Origin of the sequence: Nocardioides piscis (assembly GCF_011300215.1) — a bacterium.
Lineage (GTDB): Bacteria > Actinomycetota > Actinomycetes > Propionibacteriales > Nocardioidaceae > Nocardioides > Nocardioides piscis.
Genome location: NZ_CP049866.1, coordinates 1,101,208 through 1,123,897 on the forward strand (window position 1 = coordinate 1,101,208; position 22,690 = coordinate 1,123,897).

Here is a 22,690-nt window from a genome sequence, read left to right on the forward strand (position 1 = left end):
TCACACTTCCATCTCGGGGGCCGTCATCTCCTGTGACGAGCACGAGAGCCCTCGTGTGACCGGATGACAAGGAGCACCCGAGATGAAGACCATGACCTGCCGCCAGCTGGGCGGCCCGTGCGACCTCGAGCACCGCGGCGAGAGCGCCGACGACGTGATCAACGCCCAGGACCGCCACCTCAAGGAAGCGGTCAAGGCGGGCGACACGGCCCATGAGCCGGCGCGCGAGGACATGAGGGGCCGCTGGAAGCACCCGAAGAAGTCGCTGGGTTGGTATCGCGACGCCAAGCAGGCCTTCGCGGAGCTGCCCGAGGACTGAGGCCGGGCGATGGTCCGTATCAAAAATGGCTGCTTGGCGTACCCCCCAGGGTGCCGATCGATACGGACTGTCCGGGGTCGGGGCTATGGTCGAAGCCATGCAGACACGTGTTCTCGGCAACCACCTGGTCGGCGCGATCGGCCTCGGCCTGATGACCTTCGACCAGAGCGGGGAGCAGCCTCGCGAACAGCTGCTCGACACGATCACGGCGGCCCTCGATGCGGGGGTCACGCTCTTCGACACCGCGGACGCCTACGGCCCCGGCGACGAGCTGGGCGCCGAGGCCCAGGGGGCCAACGAGCGCCTGATCGCCTCGCTCCTCGACGAGCTCGGCGTGCGCGACCGTGTCGTGCTCGCGACCAAGGGCGGCCATGTCCGCACCGAGGGCGGGGGCTGGGCGACCGACAGCACCGCCGACCACCTCCGCAGCGCCGTCGACGAGAGCCTGCGCCGCCTCGGGGTCGAGCAGATCGCGCTCTGGCAGCACCACCGTCCCTCCTCGCAGGTGCCCTATGACGAGGTCATCGCGACGGTCAAGGAGATCGCCGACAGCGGCAAGGTCGCCAAGGTCGGTCTCTCCAACGCCGACCCCGACCAGATCCGGGCCGCCCACGCCGTGCTCGGGGACGCGCTGGTCAGCGTGCAGAACCAGTTCAGCCCCGCCTTCCGCAGCAGCCGCCCCGAGATCGACGTCTGCGAGGAGCTCGGCCTCGCGTTCCTGGCCTGGAGCCCCCTGGGTGGGCTCGGCGACGCCAAGGAGCTGGCGACCAAGCACCCCGCCTTCGCCGAGGTCGCCGAGGCGCGCGGGGTCAGCGCCCAGCAGGTCGCGCTCGCCTGGGAGCTGGCCCAGTCGCCGTGCGTGATCCCGATCCCCGGCGCCAAGCGGCCCGAGTCGATCAGCGACTCGGCAGCGGCCGCCGACCTCGAGCTGAGCGTCGACGAGCTCACCCGGCTCGACGCCTGAGCGATGCAGGTCCTGGCAGCCGGCGTGGAGCATGCCGACGTCGTGGGCCGGCTCCTGCGCGACTTCAACGACGAGTTCGAGACCCCCGGGCCGACCGCGGACACCTTCACCGACCGGTTCCGCAGCCTGCTCGGACGCGACGACGTGCTCGTCATCCTGGCCCGCACCGGCGACGACTGGTCCGGGTTCGCCTACCTCACCCTGCGCCCGACGCCCTACTACGACGGCCCGCTCGCCCAGCTCGAGGAGCTCTACGTCGTGCCGTCGCTGCGCGACCAGGGCATCGGTACGGCGCTGCTCACCGACGTCGTCCGCCTCACCCGCGAGCGGGGTGCCGGGGAGATGCACATCAACGTCGACGAGGTGGACGTCGACACCAGGCGCTTCTATGAGCGCCACGGGTTCGTCAACATCGAGCCGGGTGCGGACTACCGCATGCTCTGCTACCTCCAGGAGCTGTGAGCCGAACGCGCGACAAGCGTGCCGGGGCGGTGCTAGCGTCCGCGCGGATCACGCGTCGCCGGGAGGGCCGACGCGGCGAGTGCGAGGAGTGCGCTGATGCGCCGTTCGAAGTCCCTGGTCGCTGCCGTCTCGGCGATGGCGGTGCCACTCTCGGCCGTGCTGACCCTGGGCGCCACCGCAGGCGCAGCAGCGGAGGGCGGGCACACGCCGGTGTGGGACAAGGGCACGAGCGGTGAGCGCTATGTCGCGTTGGGTGACTCCTTCGTCTCCGGACCCGGCATCACTCCCCAGCGCCCGGGTCAGTGCACGCGGAGCGAGCGCAACTTCCCGACCCTGGTGGCGATCGGCCTCGACGTGCAGGCCTTCACCGACGCCAGCTGCGGCGGCGCAGTCCTCGCCGACCTGTCCAGGCCCCAGAAGGACAACCCGCCCCAGCTCGACGCGCTCGCGGCCGACACGTCGTTGGTCACCTTCGGCACGCTCGGTGGCAACGACGTCGGCCTGGTCTCGCTGGCCACCTCCTGCATCACGTCCGACTGTGCCGGCACCCCCGGCGATGCCAACCACGTCAAGGTCGAGGCGACCCGTGACGCGCTGGTCGCCGGCATCCGTGAGACCAAGCTCCGCTCCCCGGACGCCGTGATCGCCGTGATCGGCTATGGCACCTATCTCCCGCCCGGCGGCTGTCCCGCGACGCTGCCGATGACCGCCGCCGAGAGCGACTACCTCCAGGGCGTGATCGACCACCTCTCCGACGTGCTCGAGGACGTGGCCGCGGACGAAGGCACCCTGTTCGTCGACATGCGCGACCTCCCGGGCGCGCTCGACCACACCGCCTGCGCAGCACCCGCCGAGCAGTGGGTCCGGGCGATCAACACCTACAACGACGGCTCGCCCCTGCACCCCTCCTCGGCGGGCATGGCGGCGATGGCCGCCCACGTCCGGTCGGTCGTCGAGCAGGCCTGGGACTCCGACCCGGAGCACCCGATCCCGTCCGGCCCGCGGACCCCGGCCCCCTCGGAGACCACGACCACGCCGTCCCCGACGGCGACCGCGACTCCGTCAGCCACCCCGAGCGACGTCATGACCACCATGGGGAGCGACGGTGTGGTCGAGGCGAAGCTCGACGCGGCGCTCGACCGGGTCCGGTTCACCGCCCGGTGCCGCACGAGCGACAACTCGGGCGAGCGCGTCGTGAGGTTCGCTGTCCGGCGGGGCGACGATCTGGTCGAGCGGGTGACCGTCCGTATCGGGGGCAAGCGCGTCGGCCGGGACAGCGCAGCGCCATACGTCCTGAAGCGTCGGGTGCGCGCGATCGACCACCTCGACGGTCGCATCCGCGCCCGCGTCGTGGTCCGCGACGGCCACGTCACCCGCGACCGCACCCTGGTGGCCAAGCGGCCGGGCTGCCTGCGCTGATGACTTGGGCTGACGACCTGGGCTGACCGCCTAGGGTCTGCGCATGCCTCGTTCTGCACTCGTCCTCGGTGGTGGCGGCCTGACCGGGATCGGCTGGGAGGCCGGGATCCTCAAGGGCCTGGCCGACCGCGGGGTCGACCTGACGGCCGCCGACACCGTCGTCGGCACGTCGGCCGGCTCGGTCATCGGCGCGCTGGTCACGACCGACCCGCTCGACGAGGTCTATGAGAGACAGGTCGAGGAACCGACCGGCGAGCTCGGTGCCGACTACCGCCGCAGCATGATGCTGCGCCTGGTGCTGCCGATGGTGCTCCCCGGCTCGATCACCAAGAAGGGCAAGCGGATCGGCGCCGCCGCCCTGAGGGCACACCCGGCCGGTGGTCATGAGCGGGTCGAGGTCATCCGGTCTCGGATCGAGATCGACCAGTGGCCCGAGCGCGACCTGCGGATCACGGCCGTCAACGCCGACACGGGTGAGTTCCGCGTCTTCGGACCCGGCGACGGTGTCGACATCGTGCACGCCGTGGCCGCGAGCTGCGCCGTCCCGATCGTGTGGCCGCCGGTGTCGATCGACGACACCCCCTACATCGACGGGGGGATGCGCTCGGTGACCAACGCCGACGTCGCCCGGGACGCCGAGGACGTCGTGGTGGTCATCGCACCGCTCGCCCAGGCCTTCAGCCGCGCCACCCGGATCTCCACCCAGCTCGGGAAGTGCCGCGCCACGCGCAAGGTCGTGATCACGCCCGACAAGCAGGCGCTCGCGGCCTTCGGCAACAACGTCCTCGACGCGAGCAAGCGCCCCGGCGCCGCCCGGGAGGGGCTCCGGCAGGCGGCGGCCGTGCTCGACGAGGTCGCGGCTGCCTGGGGCTGACGCCTTGAACGGCTGCGTAGCGTGGCGGTGGACCCCAAGGAGCCAGCCATGAAGCCAACCGTGTCGCGCACGTTCACCACCAAGGCCTCACCGGAGGCCGCCTTCGCCTATCTTGCCGACTTCAGCAACGCAGAGGAGTGGGACCCGGGGACCAAGACCTGCACCCGGGTCTCGGGCGACGGCGGCGTCGGGACCGTCTATCACAACGTCTCCTCGTTCCTGGGCCGCGAGGTCGAGGTCGACTACACCGCCGTGGAGGTCGAGGAGCCGACGCGCATCCACATGCACGGCAAGAACGAGCAGTTCGACGGCCACGACGTCCTGGGGGTCCGGGCACACCCCGACGGTGCCGAGATCTCCTACACCGCGCAGTTCGGCTTCTCCGGCGTCGCCCGGTTCGCAGCGCCGCTGGTCGCTGCCTATCTCCCCCACCTCGCCACCAAGACCATCGACCAGCTCCGCGAGTGCCTGGACCGCCTGCCCCGGACAGCCCCATGAGCCGGTCCCTCCCTGTCCGGGCCCTCGACACGGCCATGGACCGCACGCTGGTCCTCGGCTACACCCGGATCGGCCTGGGCGTCCGCCGGTCGCTCCCCGGCTGGCCGGACGATCCGCGCCCCGGAGCCCTGACCGGTCGCCACTGCCTGGTGACGGGAGCGAGCTCCGGCCTGGGGATCGCCACGGCCGAGGGCCTGGCCGCGCTGGGGGCGCAGGTCCACCTCGTCGTCCGGGACGAGGAGAAGGGCGCGCGGGTCCGCGACGAGATCGTCGCCCGGCAGCCCACCGCCGACCTGCGCGTGTGGCGCTGCGACGTCGGCGACCTCGTCGACGTACGCCGATTCGCCGCCGAGGTCGCAGCCGAGCTCCCGGCCGTGCACGCCGTCGTGCACAACGCCGGTGTGATGCCGCCGACCCGCAGCGACTCGGCGCAGGGCCACGAGCTGAGCATGGCCGTGCACGTCCTGGGCCCGGTGGTGATGACCGAGGAGCTGCTGCCGGTCCTCGGCGGTGGGCGCGTGGTGCTGGTGAGCAGCGGCGGGATGTATTCGCAGCGGCTCGAGGCGGACGACCCCGAGTTCCGCCGCGGCGACTACTCACCCACGGCCGCCTATGCGCGGTCCAAGCGGATGCAGGTGGAGATGCTGCCGCTGCTGGCCGACCGCTGGTCGCTCGACTCGATCACCACCTCCGCCATGCACCCCGGCTGGGCCGACACCCCGGGTGTGCAGGAGTCACTGCCGCGCTTCCGGTCGCTGACCCGGCCGCTGCTGCGCGACAACGAGGAGGGCGCCGACACCAGCGTCTGGCTCGTCGGCGCCGAGCCGGCCCCGGCCAGCGGGCGGTTCTGGCACGACCGGCGTGCTCGACCGGTCCACCTGCTGCCCACCACCCGCGCCTCCGAGCCCGACCGGGCCCGCGCCTGGGCATGGCTCAAGGAGTCGGCCGGGCTCGACGAGACCCCGGCGTAGGGTCGCCGTCATGGACACCACGACCGGCAACGACTTCCCCGACCCGGACGCCAGCGACGACACCAGCCCGGCCTCCTCCTTCCCCGGCGCGGGCCGGCGCGTCGACGACGAGGAGCGCCAGGAGGCACTCGACGCGATGCCGGAGGGCAACGCCGAGGAGGGCGACGCCGTCGACACGCCCACCCTCGACTCGCGGGCGCACGACGACTGAGTCAGGCTCGGCCCCCTCGGCCCCCTCGGCGCCGTCCTCGCCCTTGGACGAGTCAGGCTCGGCGAGCCCTCAGCACGCTGTCGGTGTGGTGGTGCGCGCCAGGGCCGTCGGGCGCCGTACGCGCACGCTGCTCGGCGATCTCCACCACCCAGCCGGGCCGATCCGTCAGGGCGGCCACGAGGTCCTCGTGCCTGACGTAGTCGTCGGGGTCGAAGCCGTGCTCGCGGGCCCGCTCCCGGTCGACGTGGGCGTGGTGGACGACCAGCAGCGTCCCGCCGGGCGCGACCGCGTCGAGCAGCGTGGTGATGATCGCGCCGTCGCCGCGCAGCAGTGCGGGATAGAACACGCTCACCAGGTCGTACGTCGATGCGCCGGCCCCCTCGAGCCCGACCTGTCGCCACTCGACCTCCGTGCCGGCAGCCGCAGCGGCGCGGGTGGCGCGGCCCAGGGCCTTGGCGGACACGTCGATCGCGGTCACCCGCCAGCCGCGCTCGGCGAGCCAGATCGCGTCGGCGCCCTCGCCGCAGCCGACGTCGAGGGCGGTGCCGGGCGCCAGCTCACTGACCTCGACCACCAGCTGCTCGTTGGGCATCCCGCTCCACATCTGGTCCTCGCCGTAGCGCTCGTCCCACTCGTCCGCCTCGACGGGCGACTGGTGCTGGTGGCCGGGCAGGTCGGCGCGATGCTCGTGCTTGCTCATGGTCGTGACTCTCTCGGCGGTCGGGTCTTCTCAGTGTGCCCGTATGTTGGCAGGCATGGAGTTTCGATACCTCGGCAACAGCGGGCTCAAGATCTCGGAGATCACCTATGGCAACTGGTTGACCCACGGGTCTCAGGTGGAGAACGAGGTCGCTGCCCAGTGCGTGCAGGCAGCCCTCGACGAGGGGATCTCGACGTTCGACACCGCCGACGTCTATGCCAACACGGCGGCGGAGACCGTGCTCGGTGAGGCGCTCAAGGGTGAGCGCCGCGAGTCGCTGGAGATCTTCACCAAGGTCTACTGGCCCACCGGACCCGGCGGCAAGAACGACACCGGTCTCTCCCGCAAGCACATCATGGAGTCGATCAACGGCTCCCTGACCCGGTTGCAGACCGACTACGTCGACCTCTACCAGGCCCACCGGTTCGACACCGAGACGCCGCTCGAGGAGACGATGCAGGCCTTCGCCGACGTCGTGCGCCAGGGCAAGGCGCTCTACATCGGGGTCTCGGAGTGGACGGCCGACCAGATCCGCGCCGGCGTCGAGCTGGCCCGCGACCTCAACGTCCAGCTCATCTCGAGCCAGCCGCAGTATTCGATGCTCTGGCGGGTGATCGAGGACGAGGTCGTCCCGACGTGCTCCGAGCTCGGGGTCTCGCAGATCGTGTGGAGCCCCATCGCCCAGGGTGTGCTGACGGGGAAGTATCTCCCCGGGCAGCCGCTCCCCGAGGGCTCGCGCGCCACCGACGAGAAGGGTGGCGCCGACTTCATCAAGCGCTTCCTGCGCGACGACGTGCTGACCCGGGTCCAGCAGCTCAAGCCGATCGCCGACGACGCCGGCCTGACCCTGGCCCAGCTCGCGGTCGCCTGGGTCCTGCAGAACGACAACGTCGCCTCCGCGCTGGTCGGCGCCTCGCGGCCCGAGCAGGTCAGTGAGAACGTCAAGGCCGCCGGGGTGAAGCTCGATGCCGACGCCATGGCCGCGATCGACGACGTGCTCGGTGAGACTGTCGAGCGCGACCCGGGCAAGACGGCCGAGAACGCGCCCAGGACCCGGGTGGTCTAGGGGCGCGTCCGCGGCGGCCGGCTCAGCTCGCGACGAGGTCGTCGATCTGGTTGATCGCCGACGTGGCGCCCTCGACCATGCCCATGTCGAGCACCTTCTGCAGTGCCTCGGCGGAGGCGTAGGTGGCGACGTAGGTCGCGCGGGTGCCGCCCGCGTGCTCGGTGAAGGTGTAGACGTTCCTGCCGACCGGCATGCTCGGGTCGGGGTTGAGATCCGCGTCGGCGAAGCCGTCGTCGAAGCTGAAGTCCGAGGGCTCGTTGGTCTCGGTGACGTCCCAGTAGCCGGCGTACTTCTCGCCCTCGGGTGAGGTCATGTAGTAGGTGCACCGCGACCCGGGGGTCAGCGAGTGGTCGACGAACGTGGCCGGGTAGGTGGGCGGACCCCACACCCGCTCGAGCTGGCGTGGGTCGGCATACACCTCCCAGATCCGCGTCGGCGGGGCCGCGAAGTCGGCCACGATGGTCAGGGTCAGGTTGTCCATGTCGTGCTTGACGTCGGTGACGGGCATGTCACTCGTTCCTCTCGTGTGGGTTGGGTTCTGCGATCAGTTCGTCGATCCGGGCGATGCGACCGCGCCAGACGGCCTCGAGCTCGAGGAGCATCGAGCGCACGGACCGCACGGCCTCCACGTCGCCACTGGCCAGCGCCTCCCGGCCGCTGCGCCGCTTGGTGACCAGGCCGGCCTTCTCCAGCACGGCGACGTGCTTCTGCACCGCGGCGAAGCTCATGTCGTAGGACGCCGCGAGCGCGGAGACCGAGTGTTCACCGGCCAGCACGCGCCGCAGGATGTCGCGCCGGGTGCGGTCGGCCAGCGCGTGGAACATGGCGTCTGCCGCGTCCTCCTGCTGGTCGATGCGCTTGCTCACGGGACTAACCTACAACCAACTGGTTGTAGGTTGTCAAGGCCTGGGTCGGAGGACGTGCAGGCGCCCGCAGAGGTGACCCGCCCTTGCCCGGGGCGGGTCCGACGGACATGGTGGAGGCATGAGCAACCAACACGGCAGTGACTTCGGCGAGACCGACCTCGACCCTGACGAGCAGGCGCGGGCGCAGATCAACCTCGACGAGCCCAGCGCGACCGACGACGAGCCGTGGTCCCCGCCGGACCGCCAGCCGCGGGGCGCCGAGATGGCCGAGGTCGAGGACGAGACGCTGAGCCAGCGGCTGGCCCAGGAGGAGCCCGACGTGGCCGAGGTGGACCGGGTCCGGACGGCCCAGGAGTCAGCCAACCCCGACGCCGAGTCCGGCCCCGAGGCCGGGGCCATGCACCTGGAGTAGAGGGCTAGCGCGCGATCTTGAAGCTGAAGTAGGGCGTGCCGATCGGTCCCATCAGCCTGACCCAGATCAGCATCAGCGCCTCGGTCCCGCGCGCGGTGCTGATGTCGCCGAGGTCGATGACGTCACGGTGGCCGAGCGCCGTCAGCAGCGAGATGACCTGTGCCTTGGCCGCGTCGTCGTTGCCGGAGACGAACGTGGTGAAGTCGCCGTCGGCGATCCGGCTCGGGTCGACCATGACGTCCGCGGTCATCGTGTTGAGCGACTTGACCACCCGCAGCGTCTCGAACTCCCGCTGGATGAGCTCGCCCAACGAGTCGTCGTTGCCCATGAACAGCCGCAGGTGGTCGCCCGAGAAGTCCAGCGGGTTGGAGATGTCGAGAAGCACGGTGCCGTCGGCGATCCTGGCCGCCTCCAGGCCGGCGATGGCCGCCTGGCCGTTGAGGGCGTTGACCACCAGCTCGGCGCCACGGCTCGCCTCGGCATACGGCGCCACCTCGATCTCGCTGTGCATCGAGGCCCAGGTGCCGAAGTCGTCGGTCTCGGTGCGGGCGAGACTGGCGGCCGCGTCGCGCGTGCCGACCACGACGTCGTGGCCGAGCCCGGCCAACCCCAGCGCGATCGCGCGCCCGACCATGCCGGTGCCCAGGACGGTGACCTTCACGAATGCTCCTCAACTTCGGCGAGCCGTCGGTGCAGTCGCTCGCGGATCTCGTCAGGTGAATAGGCCTGGCGTCGTCGTTCCTGGCGCGTGATCGCGACGCTGGTCGCAGCGACACCGGCGATGCCGGCGAGTCCGAGCCACTTCCACCACCCGAACTTCGTTGCCATGTCCGGAGCCTAGTCCGCAGGACCGGCGCTTCGGGCAGACTGACCGCCATGCGCGACGCCCCCCGGTCGGAACTGACCCTCGACCAGGCGGTCGAGCTGACGCGCACCGGCGACCTGTGGCTCTTCCGCGGCCGCACGGCGGCCGACCGCGCCATCCAGACCCTGACCAACTCGCCGGTCAACCACGTGGGTATGGCGGTGGTGATCGACGACCTTCCGCCGCTGATCTGGCATGCCGAGCTGTCCAAGGTCCTGACCGACGTCTGGACGGGCGGCAACCACCGCGGGGTGCAGCTGCACGACCTGCGCCAGGCAGTGGACCGCTGGGCGCACACCTACGGCCAGCAGGCCTGGCTGCGCCAGATCTCGCCGGAGGTGGGCCGCCGCGAGGAGGATGCGCTGCTCAGGTCGATCGCGCGCCTCGACGGGGTCTCGTTCCCGAGCACCGCCCGGCTCGCTGCCCGCTGGTTCCGCGGACGCGACGCCTACCTCGCGCGGCGCAAGCGCGGGCAGCGGGTCCGCCCGGAGGAGGCCTACTGCGCGGAGGTCGTGGCCACCACCCTCCAGGACATGGGGGTGCTGGCCGACGACCGGCGAGCCCAGTGGTTCGACCCGGGCACGTTCTGGAGCGGCGACTACCTCCCACTGGTCGACGGCTGGGGCTATGGCCGCGAGATCCAGGTCGGCGACCCTCCGAGCGGCTCGGCCCCGAGCGCCCGACACCGCTGGCGCTGACGAGCCGGTTGTCCACAGTCGACGGCTGAGGGCGTTTCGCCGGGCCGGGACGGCGGAAGCGTTCCTCCACCGATCGCCGACCAGTGGAGGAACCCGATGACCGATCGACTACTAGCGATCTTTCCCGCCATGACCCGGGCCGCCGCAGCCCAGCGCGGGTCGCGCAACGACCTGATCAGGATCCAGCAGGCGCGCCGCGACGCCGGCCTCGCTCCCGGTTCGCTCGGACGGATCCTGCCGGCCCGCGACATCGTGGCGACCTTCGCGGAAGCCGACCGCGCAACCCGGGCGGGGCTGTGGGACCTCGCCCACCGCTGCGAGGACCTCAGCGATGCCGTCCGCGAGGTCCGCAACACGTTCCGAGTCGTCGACGAGGACGCTGCGCGGCGCTTCGAGGCGCTCGGCACAGCAGTGTCCGAGGTCGGTCGATGAGCGGCCGCGCGGCGGCTGGGATCGAGGGCCAGCTCGGAGCGCTCGGCCAGGAGGTCGCCGCTCTCATGCGCCCGCTGCTCGCGCCCCTGGTGGAGAAGTGGGAAGACGTCACCGGCGACCACGAACAGGTCCACGACACTGCGTTGCGTTGGCGGGCGATGTCGCGGGCCGTGTCCGAGGTCGCGCGCGACGGGCGCGTGTCGGCGGCGCTCGTCGTGGGGGAGTGGGAGGGCGTGGCCCACGACGCGTTCGACCGGACGGTCAGCGAGGTGGTCGAGGACCTGGACGAGCTCGCAGAGCGCACCGGGGAGGTCGCGGACCTGCTCGACCGGGCCGCCGTGGCGGTGCGAGAGGCCGAGCTCGTCGTCGCCGACCTCGTCCGCGAGCTCGTCGAGTGGGCCGCAGTGTCCCTCGCGGTCAGCGCGGTGACCGGGCTGGTGACGCTCGGCGCCTCGGCGGCGGCGGGGGCCGCTGCCGCCGCAGCGAAGGCGGGGGTCGTGGGAGCTCGGATCGCCGCCCGCCTGCAGCACCTCGCCGTCGAGCTCCGTCGGATCGAGCGGTTGCTGGACGCCTACCAGTCCTGGGTCAAGTCCCTGGGCCGGGGCAGGAAGCAGCTGGCCCGGGCGGCGGAACGGGCGGCGGTCAAGGTCGTCACGCCGCTGGACGCCGACGTCAGACGCCCGACCCTCCAGCTGGTCGCGATCAGGGCGGAGCAGGAGGGCCTCGCCGAACCGGGCCCGGGGGACCGGCGGGCGCTCAGTCCTGGTTGACCTCGGCGATGTGGACCAGCGCGTCTCCGGAGTTGACCAGCGGCTGCTCGGTCCGGCCGACCACGATGCCGGTCCAGCTGGCGCGGACGATCCGCAGCGTCTTGCCGAAGGAGTCGAGCAGCGCGCCCAGCCGCTCCCCCTCGTTGACCCGCTGGCCGAGCCCGACCTCGAGGTGGAAGATGCCGGTGCTCCGGGCCCGCACCCAGCCGCTGGTTCGCGACTCGACCGAGGGGCCGGGCGCCGGTTCGTCGACCGGGTCCGTCATCCCCAGCGCGGCCAGCACCCGGCGTACGCCCGCGACGCCTGCGTCGATGGCGTAGTTGTCGAGGCGCAGCGCCTCTCCAGCCTCATAGAGCAGCACCTTCGCCCCCCGCTCCCGGGCTGCGTGCCGCAGCGACCCGTCGCGGATCTTCGCGTGCAGCATCACCGGCGCGGCGAAAGCCTCCGCGAGCTCTCGGGTCAGCGGGTCGTCGAGGTCGGCGCGGATCTGCGGCAGGTTGGAGCGCCGGTCCGATCCGGTGTGCAGGTCGAGGCCGACCTCGCACTTCGCGACGACCTCGACCATGAAGAGGTGGGCGATCCTGGCGGCGAGCGATCCGCGCGCGGAGCCTGGGAACGAGCGGTTGAGGTCGCGGCGGTCGGGGAGATAGCGGTCGCCGGTCATGAAGCCGAGGACGTTGACGATGGGTACGGCGACCAGCGTCCCGCGGAACGTCTTGGGGTCGAGCGTCGCCAGCACCTGCCGGATCACCTCGACGCCGACGACCTCGTCGCCGTGGATCGCGGCGCTCACCCAGATCGTCGGCCCGTCCTCGCGCCCGTGCACGACCCGGACCGGCAGGCTCACGTCGGCGCCGGTCACCAGCCGGGTGATCGGCAGCTCGAGGTTGCGGATCGTGCCGGGCCGGATGCGAACGGTGCCGATGGCGAAGGACTCGCGGGCCACTAGGAGGCAATCCCGCGGTTGCGGCGGCGCACGGCTCGCCGCGGCCGGCCGCCGAGATAGGAGCGCCTGGCGTCGACGAGGTAGCCCTGCCGCAGGGCCTCGCGCCCGACCAGCATCCGGAAGCCCATCTGGTCGCGGCTGGCCAACGTCACCTCGGCCGTCACGATGCGCCCGACCAGGGTGATGTCGAGCAGCACGACGTAGCGCTGCTGCACGTGCCCGGTGGAGGAACGCACGCCGCGGGTGTCATGGACCGGGCGCTCGACCACCACGGCGTCCTCGTCGGATCGCTGCCAGGGGTGGACCGAGAACCGAACCCACGGATGACCCTCGCGATCGAACTCGTGGACGTCGAAGGCATGCAGGGCGCTGGAACGCGCGCCGGTGTCGAGCTTGGCCTTGAGCCAGTCGATCTCGTGCCCGGGCAGCTGCACCCACTCGCGCCAACCGGCGGTCACCGGACCGGGGCTGGTTGGATGGGTGGCTGCCACCCCCCTATCCAATCAGGTGTGTTCTGTGAAGCTTGCCATCCTGTCCCGGGCCCCCCGCTCCTACAGCACCCAGCGACTGCGCACTGCGGCCCTCCAGCGGGGCCACCAGGTCAAGGTGCTCAACACCCTCCGCTTCGCGATCGACCTGTCGGGCGACGAGCCCGACCTGCAGTTCCGCGGCAAGCAGCTCTCCGACTACGACGCGATCCTGCCGCGGATCGGCAACTCGATCACCTACTTCGGCACCGCCGTGGTGCGGCAGTTCGAGCAGATGGACGTCTACACGCCCAACACCGCCTACGGGATCTCCAACTCCCGCGACAAGCTGCGGGCCAGCCAGATCCTGTCCAAGCACGCGATCGAGATGCCGGCCACGACGTTCGTCCGCGACCGGGCCGACGTGATCCCGGCGATCGAGCGCGTCGGCGGCGCGCCCGTCGTGATCAAGCTGCTCGAGGGCACCCAGGGCATCGGGGTGATCCTGGCCCCCGACATCAAGGTCGCCGAGGGCATCATCGAGACCTTGCAGAGCACGCGACAGAACGTCCTGATCCAGCGGTTCGTCAAGGAGAGCCGCGGCCGTGACATCCGCGCCCTCGTCGTCGGCGACCGCGTCGTGGCGGCGATGCGGCGCGTGGCCAAGGGCGACGAGTTCCGCTCCAACGTGCACCGGGGCGGCTCCGTGGAGGCGGTCGAGCTCGAGCCGGCGTTCGAGGAGGCGGCGGTGCGCTCCGCGCAGATCATGGGCCTGCGGGTCGCCGGTGTCGACATGCTCGAGGGCAGCTCGGGTCCGCTGGTGATGGAGGTCAACTCCTCGCCCGGCCTGGAGGGCATCGAGGCTGCCACCAAGCTCGACATCGCGGGCGAGATCATCGACTACATCGACAACCAGGTGGCCTTCCCGCAGATCGACGTGCGGCAGCGGCTCAGCGTCTCGACGGGGTATGGCGTCGCGGAGCTCGTCGTCCACGGTGACGCCGACATCGTCGGCAAGAACCTCGGCGACTCGGGCCTGCGAGAGAAGGACATCTCGGTGCTCACGCTGCACCGTGGCACGCACGTCATCCCCAACCCGGGCGGCACCGTCGTGCTCGAGTCGGAGGACCGGCTGCTGTGCTTCGGCAAGCTCGAGGAGATGCGCTCGATGATCCCGGCCCGCCGCAAGCGCAGCCGCAAGGTCAAGCGGCTGCCCAAGCACCCGATCCAGGAACAGGCCTGAGCCTCACCGCTCCGGGTGACCGTAGGGCGGCCGGCTCCTCGCGTACGGCGATGGGTCGACCGGCGGCGTGCGCCTCGCCATACGCCTCGACAAGCCCACCTGCATCCGGGCGACTCGTTCGAGATGGTCGGACGTCTGAGCCCGGAGGTCGCGGAGTCATTGCTCGGTCAGGGGCGAGGGACCTCGGCCCCTGTCGGTGCCCGGCCCTGGATGTCATCGTCGACCCATGGGGACTGCGCCCGACGACGTCATCGAGTGGTTGCTGGCCGGGGATCCCGCCGTGGCCTGGCAGACGCTCGACGCCCTGACAGCGGCGGGGGTGGACGAGGTAGATGCCCTGCGTCGCAGGGTCGAGTCACAGGGCTGGGGAGCCCGGCTGCTGGCCGCGCAGGACGAGGACGGGCGCTGGGCGGGGGCGTTGTACAGCCCCAAGTGGACGTCGACGACCTACACGCTTCTCCTGCTCGAGCGACTGGGTCTTCCGGGCGACAATCGCCAGGCGCGACGCGGGTGCAGCGTCGTCTGGGAAGGCGCCCACACCTTCGACGGCGGCCTCAACCTCGCGCGTTCGATCTGGATGGCGGAGACGTGCATCACCGGGATGCTGGTGCTCCTTGCGGCCCGCTTCGGCCAGCTCGACGAACGAGTCGACGCGGCCGTGGGCTTCCTCCTGGACCAGCAGCTCGACGACGGCGGATGGAACTGCGAGTCACTGCGCAGCGGCTCGAGTCACGGCTCCTTCCACACCTCGATCACCGCACTGGAAGCTCTGGAGGCATATGCCGTGGCCGGCGGGAGCATCGACGTCAGGGGAGCCTCGGGCCGGGGACGTGAGTTCTTCCTGGAGCACCACCTCTACCGCTCGCACCGCACCGGCGAGCTGGTCGACCCGGCGTTCGCGCGGTTCCCCTTCCCGCCGCAGTGGCACTTCGACGTGATGCGTGGGCTCGAGCACTTCGCCCGAGTGGGTGCGTCGGTCGATGTCCGGCTGGAGCCTGCGGTGGCTGTCGTCCGCCGGGCCCGGATGGCGGACGGTCGCTGGCCGAGGCACCGCGGCCACCCCGGTCGGGAGTGGTTCAGGATGGAGGAGCCCGGACCCAGCCGCTGGGCGACCATGCGCGCGTTGCGGGTGCTCGGGTGGTGGGACGAGGGGACTGCTCAATAGCCGCCCGCGGGCGGCTGCATCTCTGCGCGCACCCCCAGCAGCCGGACGGGTCGGTCGTCACCGAGCGCGTCAAAGAGCGCGAGCGCCGTCTCCGCCAGCACCGCGGGATCCATCGTGGGCGCGCCCAGCTTGCGCACCTTCGTGTGCGTGAAGAACGGCGCGAACCGGACCTTCAGGTGGACCCGGGTCGCCGCGCGCCCCTCCCTGGCCAGGTCGTCGACCACCCGGCCGGCGAGCTCGCCCAGGGCGGCGGCGACCTCGTCGCGGGTGAGGAGGTCGGCCTGGTAGGTCGTCTCGCGGCCGTGGGCCCGGGCGACCCAAGGGGTGTCGTCGGGCCAGGCGCGTCCGCCGCCGCGACCCAGCCGGCCGATGTGGGGGCCGGTGCTGGGCCCGAACGCGGCGACCAACGGGTCGTCGGGGCTGGCCGCGAGCTGGGCGACGGTCTCGATCCCGATCGCCGCGAGCCGCTGTCCGATCCTGGGGCCGACTCCCCACAGCGCGGTCGTCGGGCGGTGCCCCATCACGTCGAGCCAGTTGTCGCGGTGGAGGAAGAAGGTGCCCTGCGGCTTGCCGAAGTCGGTGGCGACCTTGGCCCGGACGAGGGTGTCGCCGATGCCGATCGAGCAGTGCAGCCGGGTCGCTGCCAGCACCTCGGCCTGGATCTCGAGCGCGGTCGTCAGCGGGTCGTCGGTCTCCACGCCGACGAAGGCCTCGTCCCAGCCGAGGACCTCGACCACGACGCCGGGGTGGGCGCGCAGCGTGGCCATCACCTGCGCCGAGGCGGCCTCGTAGACCGGGAAGTCGACGGGCAGCAGCACCGCCTCGGGGCACCGGCGGACGGCGAGCTTGAGGGCCAGCCCGGAACGGACGCCCCGCTCGCGCGCCTCGTAGGACGCCGTCGACACCACCGCCCTCTCGGTCGGGTCGCCGCGTCCGCCGACGATCACCGGCAGGCCATGGAGCTCGGGGCGGCGGAGCAGCTCGACGGCGACCAGGAACTGGTCCATGTCGACGTGCAGCACCCAGCGCGCCGTCCCGGTCATGGCGACACGTTGCCAGCACGCACCGACACCGGCAACCGGCCACGACCCCCACGGTTGCGAGAATCACTGCGTGCTGGAGCTACAGACGGTCCTGATCGGCGCCCTGCTGCTGCTGACCCTCGTGGTCGGGGTGTACGTCGCCCTCGACCGCGGTCCCGACAGGTTCCTCCTCGGCGTGATCGGCGTGCTCGAGGTGGCACTGCTCGCCCTGGCCGTGACCGGCATCGTCCAGGTGGTGGGCGATGCCGAGATCGTGAGCCCGGCCGCCTTCGTGCTCTACCTGCTGGCCGCGCTGGTCGTGCTCCCGCTCGGGGTGATGTGGTCGTGGGCCGACCGCAGCCGCGGGTCGACCGCGGTGCTCGCCGTGGCAGCGTTCACCACCGCGTTCCTCGTGCTGCGGAGCATCCAGCTCCATGGCTGAGCCGACCCGGACCTCGACCCCTGCGTCCAGCAGGCCGTCGACCAAGAGCGGCCTCGGCCGCGCGCTGGTCGCGATCTATGCCGTCTTCGCGCTGTCCGCGACCGCGCGGTCGGGGTTCCAGCTCGTCACGGACGCCGCCGCTGCGCCGGTCGCCTACGGCCTCTCGGCCGTCGCGGCGCTGGTCTACGTCGCCGCCACCCTCGGCCTTGCCGAGGTCGGCCCCGCGCCGCGCCGGCTCGCCTGGGCGGCCGTCGGGTTCGAGCTCGTCGGCGTCCTGGCGGTCGGGACGCTGACCGTGCTGGAGCCCGAGCTCTTCACCGAGCCGACCGTCTGGTCGACGTACGGCGAGGGCTATGGCTATCTCCCGCTCCTGCTGCCCTTCCTCGGCGTCGCTTGGCTCGTCCGCACGCGGCCGGCCGTGCGCGGCGCCTGAGCTGGCCGTCCCTGCGGCGAAGTCCCCGCTCGGGCGGTGACTCCGACCGGGTCACGCGGGGGCGGTGCGCCGACCGGCGAGCGGAGCCCACTGTCCGCGGGCGATCAGCACCTCGCGCAGCAGGTCGGGGTGGTCGGTGATGATCGCGTCCACCCCGGCGTCGAGGAGCTGGTGCATCGTGGGCTGGTCGTTGACGGTCCACACCGCGACGCGGATGTCGAGGGCGTGGGCGCGGCGGACGATGCGCTCGGCATAGATCGGCACCCGGCCCAGGCGCAGCGGCACGTGCGCGAAGGTGCCCGAGGCCACCCGCGCCGGCGGGCGGGCGTAGGAGCGCGAGGCGGCGATCAGCGTCGTCAGGGCTCGCCACCCGAGAGCGGTCGTCACGTCCGGTACGGCGCGCTGCACCCGCAGCAGCCGGTTGGACCACGCCCCGGCGATGCAGACCCGCTCGGCCCACGACGGGTTCTGGACCAGCAGCGAGACCAGGGCCCGCCCGGACGCCTCGTCCTTCAGGTCGATCGCGAAGCGGGTCGCAGGGAACGAGCCCATCGCCTCGGCGAGCGTCGGGATCGGTTCGCTGCCGTCGACGCGCAGTCGCCGGAGCGAGCGGGTCGAGTGGTCGGCGACGGTGCCCTCGACCCCGGTGACGCGTCGCAGGGCAACGTCGTGGAAGCACACGAGGTCGCCGTCGCGGGTCGTCTGGACGTCGGTCTCCAGATAGCGCAGCCCCAGCGCGGTGGCCCGCGCGAAGGTCGCCAGCGTGTTCTCCGGGCCGAGCCCGACGCCGCCGCGGTGGGCGATCGCGAGCGGGCCGTCGTCCTCGCCATACCTCATGGCAGCCAGCATGGGTGCCGAGAGCTGCTCCGGAACAGGAGTCGCGGCCCGGATCGGCCACTGTTCACCCAGGCTTCGTCGACGACGCTCCTCCTGCTCGCCCACGGGAATCGGACCCGCCGCCCTGCTGTTGGGCAGGCATGAGCGACTTCACCCCCTTCGAGCAGCTGTTGGCCGGCCACGCGGGTCTTCTCGAGGACTCCGTCCACGACCGCTGGGTGCGCGCGCAGGCGCTGTTCGAGGACCGGGCCTACCGGGAGGCAGCCCTGCTGCTGCGCGAGCTGATCGACCTCTCCGAGGGCGCGGAGGTCCACGCCCTGACCGATGCGCGCCTGTTGCTGGCGCGGGCCTATTTCCACGCCGCGCTGCTCGACCCAGCCATCGCCGCCGCTCGCGAGGTGCTGGCGAGCGACCCGGGCGAGGCCTATGCCCACCTGCTCATCGGTCGTTCGCTCCAGCGCCAGAGCAAGCACGACGAGGCTGCCCCGCACCTGCGGTTGGCGAGCCTGCTGGGTGGCTACGACGAGGCCTCGGCGATCACCAGCGCCTGACACCGGGTCCTGCGGGACGCGGGGAATAGGGCGCCGAGGTGCCTCGTTAGAAGTAGTACAATCTTCAACCAAGGAGGCGCACCATGCAGTTCGGCATCTTCAGCGTCGGCGACATCACCCCCGACCCGACCACCGGCGTCGCGCCGTCCGAGGGCGAGCGCATCGAGTCGATGACCCGGATCGCGCTGAAGGCGGAAGAGGTCGGGCTCGACGTCTTCGCGACCGGGGAGCACCACAACCCGCCCTTCACCGTCTCCTCACCGACGACCCACCTGGCGTGGATAGCGGCCAAGACCCAGAAGCTGCTCCTGAGCACCTCCACCACCTTGATCACCACCAACGACCCGGTGAAGATCGCCGAGGACTACGCCTTCCTCCAGCACCTCTCCGGTGGCCGCGTCGACCTGATGATGGGCCGCGGCAACACCGGCCCGGTCTATCCATGGTTCGGCAAGGACATCCGCGACGGGATCAAGCTCGCGATCGAGAACTACCATCTCCTGCGCAAGCTCTGGCGCGAGCCGGTCGTCAACTGGCAGGGCCAGTTCCGCACCCCGCTGCAGGGCTACACCTCGACGCCGGCCCCGCTCGACGACACCCCGCCCTTCGTGTGGCACGGCTCCATCCGCAGCCCCGAGATCGCCGAGCAGGCGGCCTACTACGGCGACGGGTTCTTCCACAACCACATCTTCTGGGGCCCCGAGCACACCGCGCAGATGGTGCGGCTCTATCGGCAGCGCTTCGAGCACTACGGCCACGGTGCGGCCGAGGAGGCGATCGTCGGCCTCGGCGGCCAGGTGTTCCTGGGCGCGAGCGAGGCGGAGGCCAAGAAGCAGTTCCGGCCCTACTTCGACAACGCACCGGTCTATGGCCACGGCCCCTCCCTCGAGGACTTCACCGCCGCCACGCCGCTGACGGTCGGCACCCCGAGCAGGTCATCGAGCGCACCCTCGGCTTCGCCGACTACGCCGGCGACTACCAGCGCCAGCTGTTCCTGATCGACCACGCGGGCCTGCCGATCGACGTGGTGCTGGAGCAGCTCGAGATCCTCGGGCGCGAGGTCGTGCCGGTGCTGCGCGCCGAGTTCGACCGCCGTCGCCCCGCCCACGTGCCGAGCGACCCGCCCACCCACGCCTCGCTGGTGGCCGCCGGCCCGGACGCGGCTCACCACCTCGTCGAGCCCGCCCGGGCCACGGCCGAGGCCAAGGAAGGCGTGACCGCATGAGCCGCACCGTCGTGGTCCTCACCGCCGGCCTGACCGTCCCGTCCTCGACCCGGATGCTCGGCGACCAGCTCGCCGACGCGGTTGCGGCCGCCGTGGGCGCCCGGGGCGAGGCAGTCAGCTTCGAGCATGTCGAGGTGCGCGACCTCGCCCAGGACCTCGCCTCCTTCATGACCAGCGGGGGAGTGACGACCGCACGCCTGGCCGCCGTCCGCGAGCAGGTGTCGGCCGCCGACGGCCTGATCGCCGTCACGCCGGTCTTCAGCGCGAGCTACAGCGGGCTGTTCAAGATGTTGGTCGACGCCCTCGACACCGACGCCCTCAACGCGATGCCGGTGCTGATCGCCGCGACCGCCGGCTCGGCCCGCCACTCGCTCGTGCTCGACCACGCCATGCGCCCGCTGTTCAGCTATCTGCGGGCCGTGGTGCTCCCGACCGGGGTCTTCGCCGCGACCGAGGACTTCGGTTCCACCGGGCTCTCCGACCGGGTCGCGCGTGCTGCGGCCGAGCTGGCCAACGCCGTCGTCGTCGCCGGCGCCGACCACGTCGCCGGGTTCGCGCCCGACCCGACTGCGCGTCGGCGTACGTCGGGCAACGACCTCGCGCCCGTCACCGACTTCGCGACCCTGCTCCAGGGGCACTCGGGCTCCTAGCGCAGACCCGCGGCGGAGCATTGCCTTTCGCCTCGTTTCGCCCTAGTCTCAGCCCGCTGCGCACGGCTCGGGAGGTCGGCGTGACGACCGGAGGGGGTCCGCGGCTGTGCGTGTCATGACGTTGCGGGAGCACGACCTGCGCGGTGGTCGGCTCGTCGCCCTGACCCCGTACTCCCCGTCCAGGCCCTCCTTCTCCGACGCCCCGTCGACGTTCAACCAGCGGCTCCACATCGCATCCACCGCGTCGCGGGGTCGTGGCGGGCGGTGGCGTTCGAGCAGTTCGGGCACGCCGACGTCGCGGCCTGGTCGCGGGCGGTCGCCGAGTTCATGGCCCGCCACGAAGGGCTGCGCAGCGAGCTCCTGATCGGTGGCCACTCCCAGGTCAGCTCGCGGCTCGACTACGACCCCGACGTGCGGATCCGCACGGAGGAGCACGACCTGACCGGCGACACCGGGGCCTGGCGCGACCGGCTGGAGGCGATCATCGGCTACGCGTGTCGCCCCACGTCGTGGCCGGCGTCGTGGTTCGGCGTGATCGACCGCGGCGGCTCGTCCACCTTCATCGCAGCGTTCGATCGATCGCTGGTGGACGAGGTGTCGTTGCTGACGGCCCTGCGTGACCTGCATGCGCTCTATCTCGTCCACGTCCGCCCGTCATCGGGCCGGGCCCCGCTTCCGGAGGTCGGGTCATTCCTCGATGCCGCCGTCGAGGAGCAGGCCGCGCCTTTCGACCCGGACTCGATGGAAGCCTGCTATTGGCACGACTTCCTCGAGCGCTTCGACGCGACAGTGCCCCGCTCGGGCTTCGAGACCGGTCTGCGCCCCGGGCAGGAGGCGACCCTCGCCACCTCCGAGCACCTGCTGGTCACTCCCGGGCAGCTCTCGTGGCTGACCGCGAGCCTGGGACGACGGGCCTCCGCCCCCACGGTCATGCTGGCCGCTGCGGCGATGGCCCACCGCCGGGCCGGGACAGCCTCCGGACTGACCACCATGCTCCAGGTCGACACCCGGCGGCTGCCCGAGTGGGAGCAGGCGATGGGCTGGTTCGACACCGTCGTGCCGCTGGAGATCGAGGCCGCCGCGACCCTGCGCGAGACCCTGCCTCGCGCAGACCTGGCGTGGATGCTCGCCGAGTCGATGAGCTGGGTGTCGGTGGCCAGGGTGCTGTCCGCCGTGCCGCTCCCGGTGCGCTGGCCCTCGGGCGACCTCAACACCGTCGCCTGGCACGACCTGCGCGCCCGTCCGGGCAACGACCTCGTCGACCTGACCTCGGCCGTGCTGCTGGAGCAGCAGGCGACGACCGACGAGGTCCAGCTCGCGTTCACCCGGACCAGGAGGGGCGTCTTCGTGCGGTGCCGTCGACCCGACACCCCTGAGGCCCACGACTCGTTCGAGCGCTGGCTCGCCGAGCTCGAGCTCATCGTCGGCGACGGCCCCGAGACTGCGGCCTCGCGCCCGCGCATCGACAGCTCCTGCCCCCAGGGCTAGGACGCCCCGGCGGCGCCGCGCTCCCTGCGGGTGAACCGGACCTGGTCCAGACGTGCGACGGTGAGCCCCATGAGTCCTGTGCGAATTCGTCCCCTCGGCGGCGCCCCCGGTTGCCTCGCCATGATCGCCATCTCGATCGCCGCCTCGGTGCTGCTGACGGTCCTGCTGAACGTGATCGCGCGCTGAGCGCCGGTCGGGGCTATCGCCGTACGCCGAGTGGTCGCTAGGTTCGAAGGACGGCGGACGGCCCGCCGGTCTGCTCTCTGGGAGGACCGATGGCTTCCAAGCTCAATCCCTATCTCAGCTTCAAGGGACACTGCCGTGAGGCGATGACCTTCTATGCCGCCGTGTTCGGGGCACACCGGAGTTCTCGACGTTCGGCGACATGGGTGGGTCCGACGACATCAAGGACCAGATCATGCACTCCTCGCTGATCACCGACGCCGGCTACACGATCTTCGCCTCCGACGCCCCGCCCGGGATGGAGGCCCGCCCCAACGGTCAGATCAGCATCAGCGGCGACGACGACGAACAGCTCCGCGGCTACTGGACTGCGCTTCGCGAGGGAGCCAACGTCGAGGTTCCCCTCGCCCGCCAGCCCTGGGGCGACGACTACGGCCACCTCGTCGACAAGTTCGGGGTGCTGTGGATGGTCAACATCCTCGGGGAGACCAAGCAGGGCTGATCCCCCACA

General features: G+C 71.5%; 32 protein-coding genes. 23 read left to right on the forward strand and 9 right to left on the reverse strand.

Going from position 1 to position 22,690, the window contains the following annotated elements:
* Positions 1 to 82: 82 nt before the first annotated feature.
* From G7071_RS05430 to G7071_RS05465, 8 genes are all read left to right on the forward strand, one after another.
* Positions 83 to 319: a DUF1059 domain-containing protein gene (locus G7071_RS05430; protein ID WP_166315883.1), complete on the forward strand. Its 237-nt coding sequence runs from the start codon at positions 83 to 85 to the stop codon at positions 317 to 319.
* 97 nt (positions 320 to 416) lie between these two features.
* Positions 417 to 1,283 carry an aldo/keto reductase gene (locus G7071_RS05435; RefSeq protein WP_166315886.1) on the forward strand — a complete coding sequence of 289 codons (867 nt, stop codon included), beginning with the start codon at positions 417 to 419 and terminating at the stop codon, positions 1,281 to 1,283.
* A gap of 3 nt (positions 1,284 to 1,286) precedes the next feature.
* Positions 1,287 to 1,745: a GNAT family N-acetyltransferase gene (locus G7071_RS05440; RefSeq protein ID WP_166315889.1), complete on the forward strand. Its 459-nt coding sequence runs from the start codon at positions 1,287 to 1,289 to the stop codon at positions 1,743 to 1,745.
* A 96-nt stretch (positions 1,746 to 1,841) separates the two neighbouring features.
* Positions 1,842 to 3,164 carry an SGNH/GDSL hydrolase family protein gene (locus G7071_RS05445; protein WP_166315892.1) on the forward strand — a complete coding sequence of 441 codons (1,323 nt, stop codon included), beginning with the start codon at positions 1,842 to 1,844 and terminating at the stop codon, positions 3,162 to 3,164.
* A gap of 43 nt (positions 3,165 to 3,207) precedes the next feature.
* Complete coding sequence (locus tag G7071_RS05450; protein WP_206062910.1) at positions 3,208 to 4,038, forward strand: patatin-like phospholipase family protein; 831 nt, start codon at positions 3,208 to 3,210, stop codon at positions 4,036 to 4,038.
* Between the two features lie 48 nt (positions 4,039 to 4,086).
* On the forward strand, positions 4,087 to 4,536 hold the full coding sequence (locus G7071_RS05455) for an SRPBCC family protein (protein ID WP_166315895.1): 450 nt from the start codon (positions 4,087 to 4,089) through the stop codon (positions 4,534 to 4,536).
* Positions 4,533 to 5,507, forward strand: a complete 975-nt coding sequence (locus tag G7071_RS05460; protein ID WP_166315898.1) for an SDR family NAD(P)-dependent oxidoreductase — start codon at positions 4,533 to 4,535, stop codon at positions 5,505 to 5,507. The genes G7071_RS05455 and G7071_RS05460 overlap by 4 nt, the downstream gene beginning before the upstream one ends.
* A 10-nt stretch (positions 5,508 to 5,517) precedes the next feature.
* Positions 5,518 to 5,718 carry a hypothetical protein gene (locus G7071_RS05465; RefSeq protein WP_166315901.1) on the forward strand — a complete coding sequence of 67 codons (201 nt, stop codon included), beginning with the start codon at positions 5,518 to 5,520 and terminating at the stop codon, positions 5,716 to 5,718.
* Positions 5,719 to 5,770: 52 nt separating this feature from the next.
* Here the strand turns inward: G7071_RS05465 and G7071_RS05470 are convergent, their stop codons facing one another.
* Complete coding sequence (locus G7071_RS05470; RefSeq protein ID WP_166315904.1) at positions 5,771 to 6,418, reverse strand: class I SAM-dependent methyltransferase; 648 nt, start codon at positions 6,416 to 6,418, stop codon at positions 5,771 to 5,773.
* A 55-nt stretch (positions 6,419 to 6,473) separates the two neighbouring features.
* Here G7071_RS05470 and G7071_RS05475 point away from each other — a divergent pair, with 55 nt between their 5' ends.
* Positions 6,474 to 7,484, forward strand: a complete 1,011-nt coding sequence (locus G7071_RS05475; protein ID WP_166315907.1) for an aldo/keto reductase family protein — start codon at positions 6,474 to 6,476, stop codon at positions 7,482 to 7,484.
* Between the two features lie 22 nt (positions 7,485 to 7,506).
* Here G7071_RS05475 and G7071_RS05480 read toward each other — a convergent pair whose 3' ends face one another.
* Both G7071_RS05480 and G7071_RS05485 read right to left on the reverse strand, forming a co-directional pair.
* Positions 7,507 to 7,992 carry an SRPBCC family protein gene (locus tag G7071_RS05480; RefSeq protein ID WP_166315910.1) on the reverse strand — a complete coding sequence of 162 codons (486 nt, stop codon included), beginning with the start codon at positions 7,990 to 7,992 and terminating at the stop codon, positions 7,507 to 7,509.
* Position 7,993: 1 nt separating this feature from the next.
* On the reverse strand, positions 7,994 to 8,350 hold the full coding sequence (locus G7071_RS05485; protein ID WP_246210482.1) for an ArsR/SmtB family transcription factor: 357 nt from the start codon (positions 8,348 to 8,350) through the stop codon (positions 7,994 to 7,996).
* A 118-nt stretch (positions 8,351 to 8,468) separates the two neighbouring features.
* Between G7071_RS05485 and G7071_RS05490 the strand changes: the two genes are divergently transcribed.
* A complete protein-coding gene (locus G7071_RS05490; RefSeq protein ID WP_166315913.1) occupies positions 8,469 to 8,762 on the forward strand; it encodes a hypothetical protein in 294 nt (97 codons plus the stop codon).
* A gap of 4 nt (positions 8,763 to 8,766) precedes the next feature.
* On the opposite strand, the gene G7071_RS05495 is transcribed toward G7071_RS05490, so the two are convergent.
* Complete coding sequence (locus G7071_RS05495) at positions 8,767 to 9,423, reverse strand: NADPH-dependent F420 reductase (RefSeq protein WP_166315916.1); 657 nt, start codon at positions 9,421 to 9,423, stop codon at positions 8,767 to 8,769.
* Positions 9,420 to 9,590: a hypothetical protein gene (locus G7071_RS05500; RefSeq protein ID WP_166315919.1), complete on the reverse strand. Its 171-nt coding sequence runs from the start codon at positions 9,588 to 9,590 to the stop codon at positions 9,420 to 9,422. Before G7071_RS05500 ends, G7071_RS05495 begins: the two co-directional genes overlap by 4 nt.
* 48 nt (positions 9,591 to 9,638) lie before the next feature.
* Here G7071_RS05500 and G7071_RS05505 point away from each other — a divergent pair, with 48 nt between their 5' ends.
* The 3 genes from G7071_RS05505 (at position 9,639) to G7071_RS05515 (ending at position 11,527) form a co-directional block, all read left to right on the forward strand.
* A complete protein-coding gene (locus G7071_RS05505) occupies positions 9,639 to 10,325 on the forward strand; it encodes a hypothetical protein (protein ID WP_166315922.1) in 687 nt (228 codons plus the stop codon).
* 129 nt (positions 10,326 to 10,454) lie between these two features.
* Entirely contained in the window at positions 10,455 to 10,757 is a 303-nt protein-coding gene (locus tag G7071_RS05510) for a hypothetical protein (RefSeq protein WP_166315925.1), read from the forward strand.
* Entirely contained in the window at positions 10,754 to 11,527 is a 774-nt protein-coding gene (locus tag G7071_RS05515) for a WXG100 family type VII secretion target (RefSeq protein ID WP_166315928.1), read from the forward strand. Before G7071_RS05510 ends, G7071_RS05515 begins: the two co-directional genes overlap by 4 nt.
* On the opposite strand, the gene G7071_RS05520 is transcribed toward G7071_RS05515, so the two are convergent.
* Together G7071_RS05520 and G7071_RS05525 are read right to left on the reverse strand one after the other, a co-directional pair.
* Entirely contained in the window at positions 11,514 to 12,473 is a 960-nt protein-coding gene (locus tag G7071_RS05520; RefSeq protein ID WP_166315931.1) for a succinylglutamate desuccinylase/aspartoacylase family protein, read from the reverse strand. The genes G7071_RS05515 and G7071_RS05520 overlap by 14 nt on opposite strands.
* Entirely contained in the window at positions 12,473 to 12,964 is a 492-nt protein-coding gene (locus tag G7071_RS05525) for an ATP-dependent zinc protease family protein (protein WP_166315934.1), read from the reverse strand. The genes G7071_RS05520 and G7071_RS05525 overlap by 1 nt, the downstream gene beginning before the upstream one ends.
* Positions 12,965 to 12,989: 25 nt before the next feature.
* Between G7071_RS05525 and G7071_RS05530 the strand changes: the two genes are divergently transcribed.
* Both G7071_RS05530 and G7071_RS05535 read left to right on the forward strand, forming a co-directional pair.
* Positions 12,990 to 14,183 carry a RimK family alpha-L-glutamate ligase gene (locus G7071_RS05530; protein ID WP_166315937.1) on the forward strand — a complete coding sequence of 398 codons (1,194 nt, stop codon included), beginning with the start codon at positions 12,990 to 12,992 and terminating at the stop codon, positions 14,181 to 14,183.
* A 226-nt stretch (positions 14,184 to 14,409) separates the two neighbouring features.
* Positions 14,410 to 15,348, forward strand: a complete 939-nt coding sequence (locus G7071_RS05535; protein ID WP_166315940.1) for a prenyltransferase/squalene oxidase repeat-containing protein — start codon at positions 14,410 to 14,412, stop codon at positions 15,346 to 15,348.
* Here G7071_RS05535 and G7071_RS05540 read toward each other — a convergent pair.
* Positions 15,342 to 16,391 (reverse strand): DNA polymerase IV, encoded by a 1,050-nt coding sequence (locus tag G7071_RS05540; protein WP_166315943.1) that lies wholly within the window; start codon positions 16,389 to 16,391, stop codon positions 15,342 to 15,344. The genes G7071_RS05535 and G7071_RS05540 overlap by 7 nt on opposite strands.
* A gap of 70 nt (positions 16,392 to 16,461) precedes the next feature.
* Here G7071_RS05540 and G7071_RS05545 point away from each other — a divergent pair, with 70 nt between their 5' ends.
* Both G7071_RS05545 and G7071_RS05550 read left to right on the forward strand, forming a co-directional pair.
* Complete coding sequence (locus G7071_RS05545) at positions 16,462 to 16,812, forward strand: hypothetical protein (RefSeq protein ID WP_166315946.1); 351 nt, start codon at positions 16,462 to 16,464, stop codon at positions 16,810 to 16,812.
* On the forward strand, positions 16,805 to 17,245 hold the full coding sequence (locus G7071_RS05550; RefSeq protein ID WP_166315949.1) for a hypothetical protein: 441 nt from the start codon (positions 16,805 to 16,807) through the stop codon (positions 17,243 to 17,245). The genes G7071_RS05545 and G7071_RS05550 overlap by 8 nt, the downstream gene beginning before the upstream one ends.
* 51 nt (positions 17,246 to 17,296) lie before the next feature.
* On the opposite strand, the gene G7071_RS05555 is transcribed toward G7071_RS05550, so the two are convergent.
* Positions 17,297 to 18,187, reverse strand: a complete 891-nt coding sequence (locus G7071_RS05555) for a glycerophosphodiester phosphodiesterase family protein (protein WP_206062911.1) — start codon at positions 18,185 to 18,187, stop codon at positions 17,297 to 17,299.
* Positions 18,188 to 18,222: 35 nt separating this feature from the next.
* Here G7071_RS05555 and G7071_RS05560 point away from each other — a divergent pair, with 35 nt between their 5' ends.
* The 6 genes from G7071_RS05560 (at position 18,223) to G7071_RS05580 (ending at position 22,681) form a co-directional block, all read left to right on the forward strand.
* A complete protein-coding gene (locus tag G7071_RS05560) occupies positions 18,223 to 18,633 on the forward strand; it encodes a hypothetical protein (RefSeq protein WP_206062912.1) in 411 nt (136 codons plus the stop codon).
* Between the two features lie 83 nt (positions 18,634 to 18,716).
* On the forward strand, positions 18,717 to 19,631 hold the full coding sequence (locus G7071_RS05565) for a CE1758 family FMN-dependent luciferase-like monooxygenase (protein ID WP_343043543.1): 915 nt from the start codon (positions 18,717 to 18,719) through the stop codon (positions 19,629 to 19,631).
* 29 nt (positions 19,632 to 19,660) lie between these two features.
* Complete coding sequence (locus tag G7071_RS19820) at positions 19,661 to 19,858, forward strand: hypothetical protein (RefSeq protein ID WP_343043544.1); 198 nt, start codon at positions 19,661 to 19,663, stop codon at positions 19,856 to 19,858.
* Positions 19,855 to 20,508: a CE1759 family FMN reductase gene (locus G7071_RS05570; RefSeq protein ID WP_166315952.1), complete on the forward strand. Its 654-nt coding sequence runs from the start codon at positions 19,855 to 19,857 to the stop codon at positions 20,506 to 20,508. The genes G7071_RS19820 and G7071_RS05570 overlap by 4 nt, the downstream gene beginning before the upstream one ends.
* A 264-nt stretch (positions 20,509 to 20,772) precedes the next feature.
* On the forward strand, positions 20,773 to 21,996 hold the full coding sequence (locus G7071_RS05575) for a condensation domain-containing protein (RefSeq protein WP_166315955.1): 1,224 nt from the start codon (positions 20,773 to 20,775) through the stop codon (positions 21,994 to 21,996).
* Between the two features lie 385 nt (positions 21,997 to 22,381).
* Positions 22,382 to 22,681, forward strand: a complete 300-nt coding sequence (locus G7071_RS05580) for a VOC family protein (RefSeq protein ID WP_246210484.1) — start codon at positions 22,382 to 22,384, stop codon at positions 22,679 to 22,681.
* Positions 22,682 to 22,690 lie beyond the last annotated feature (9 nt).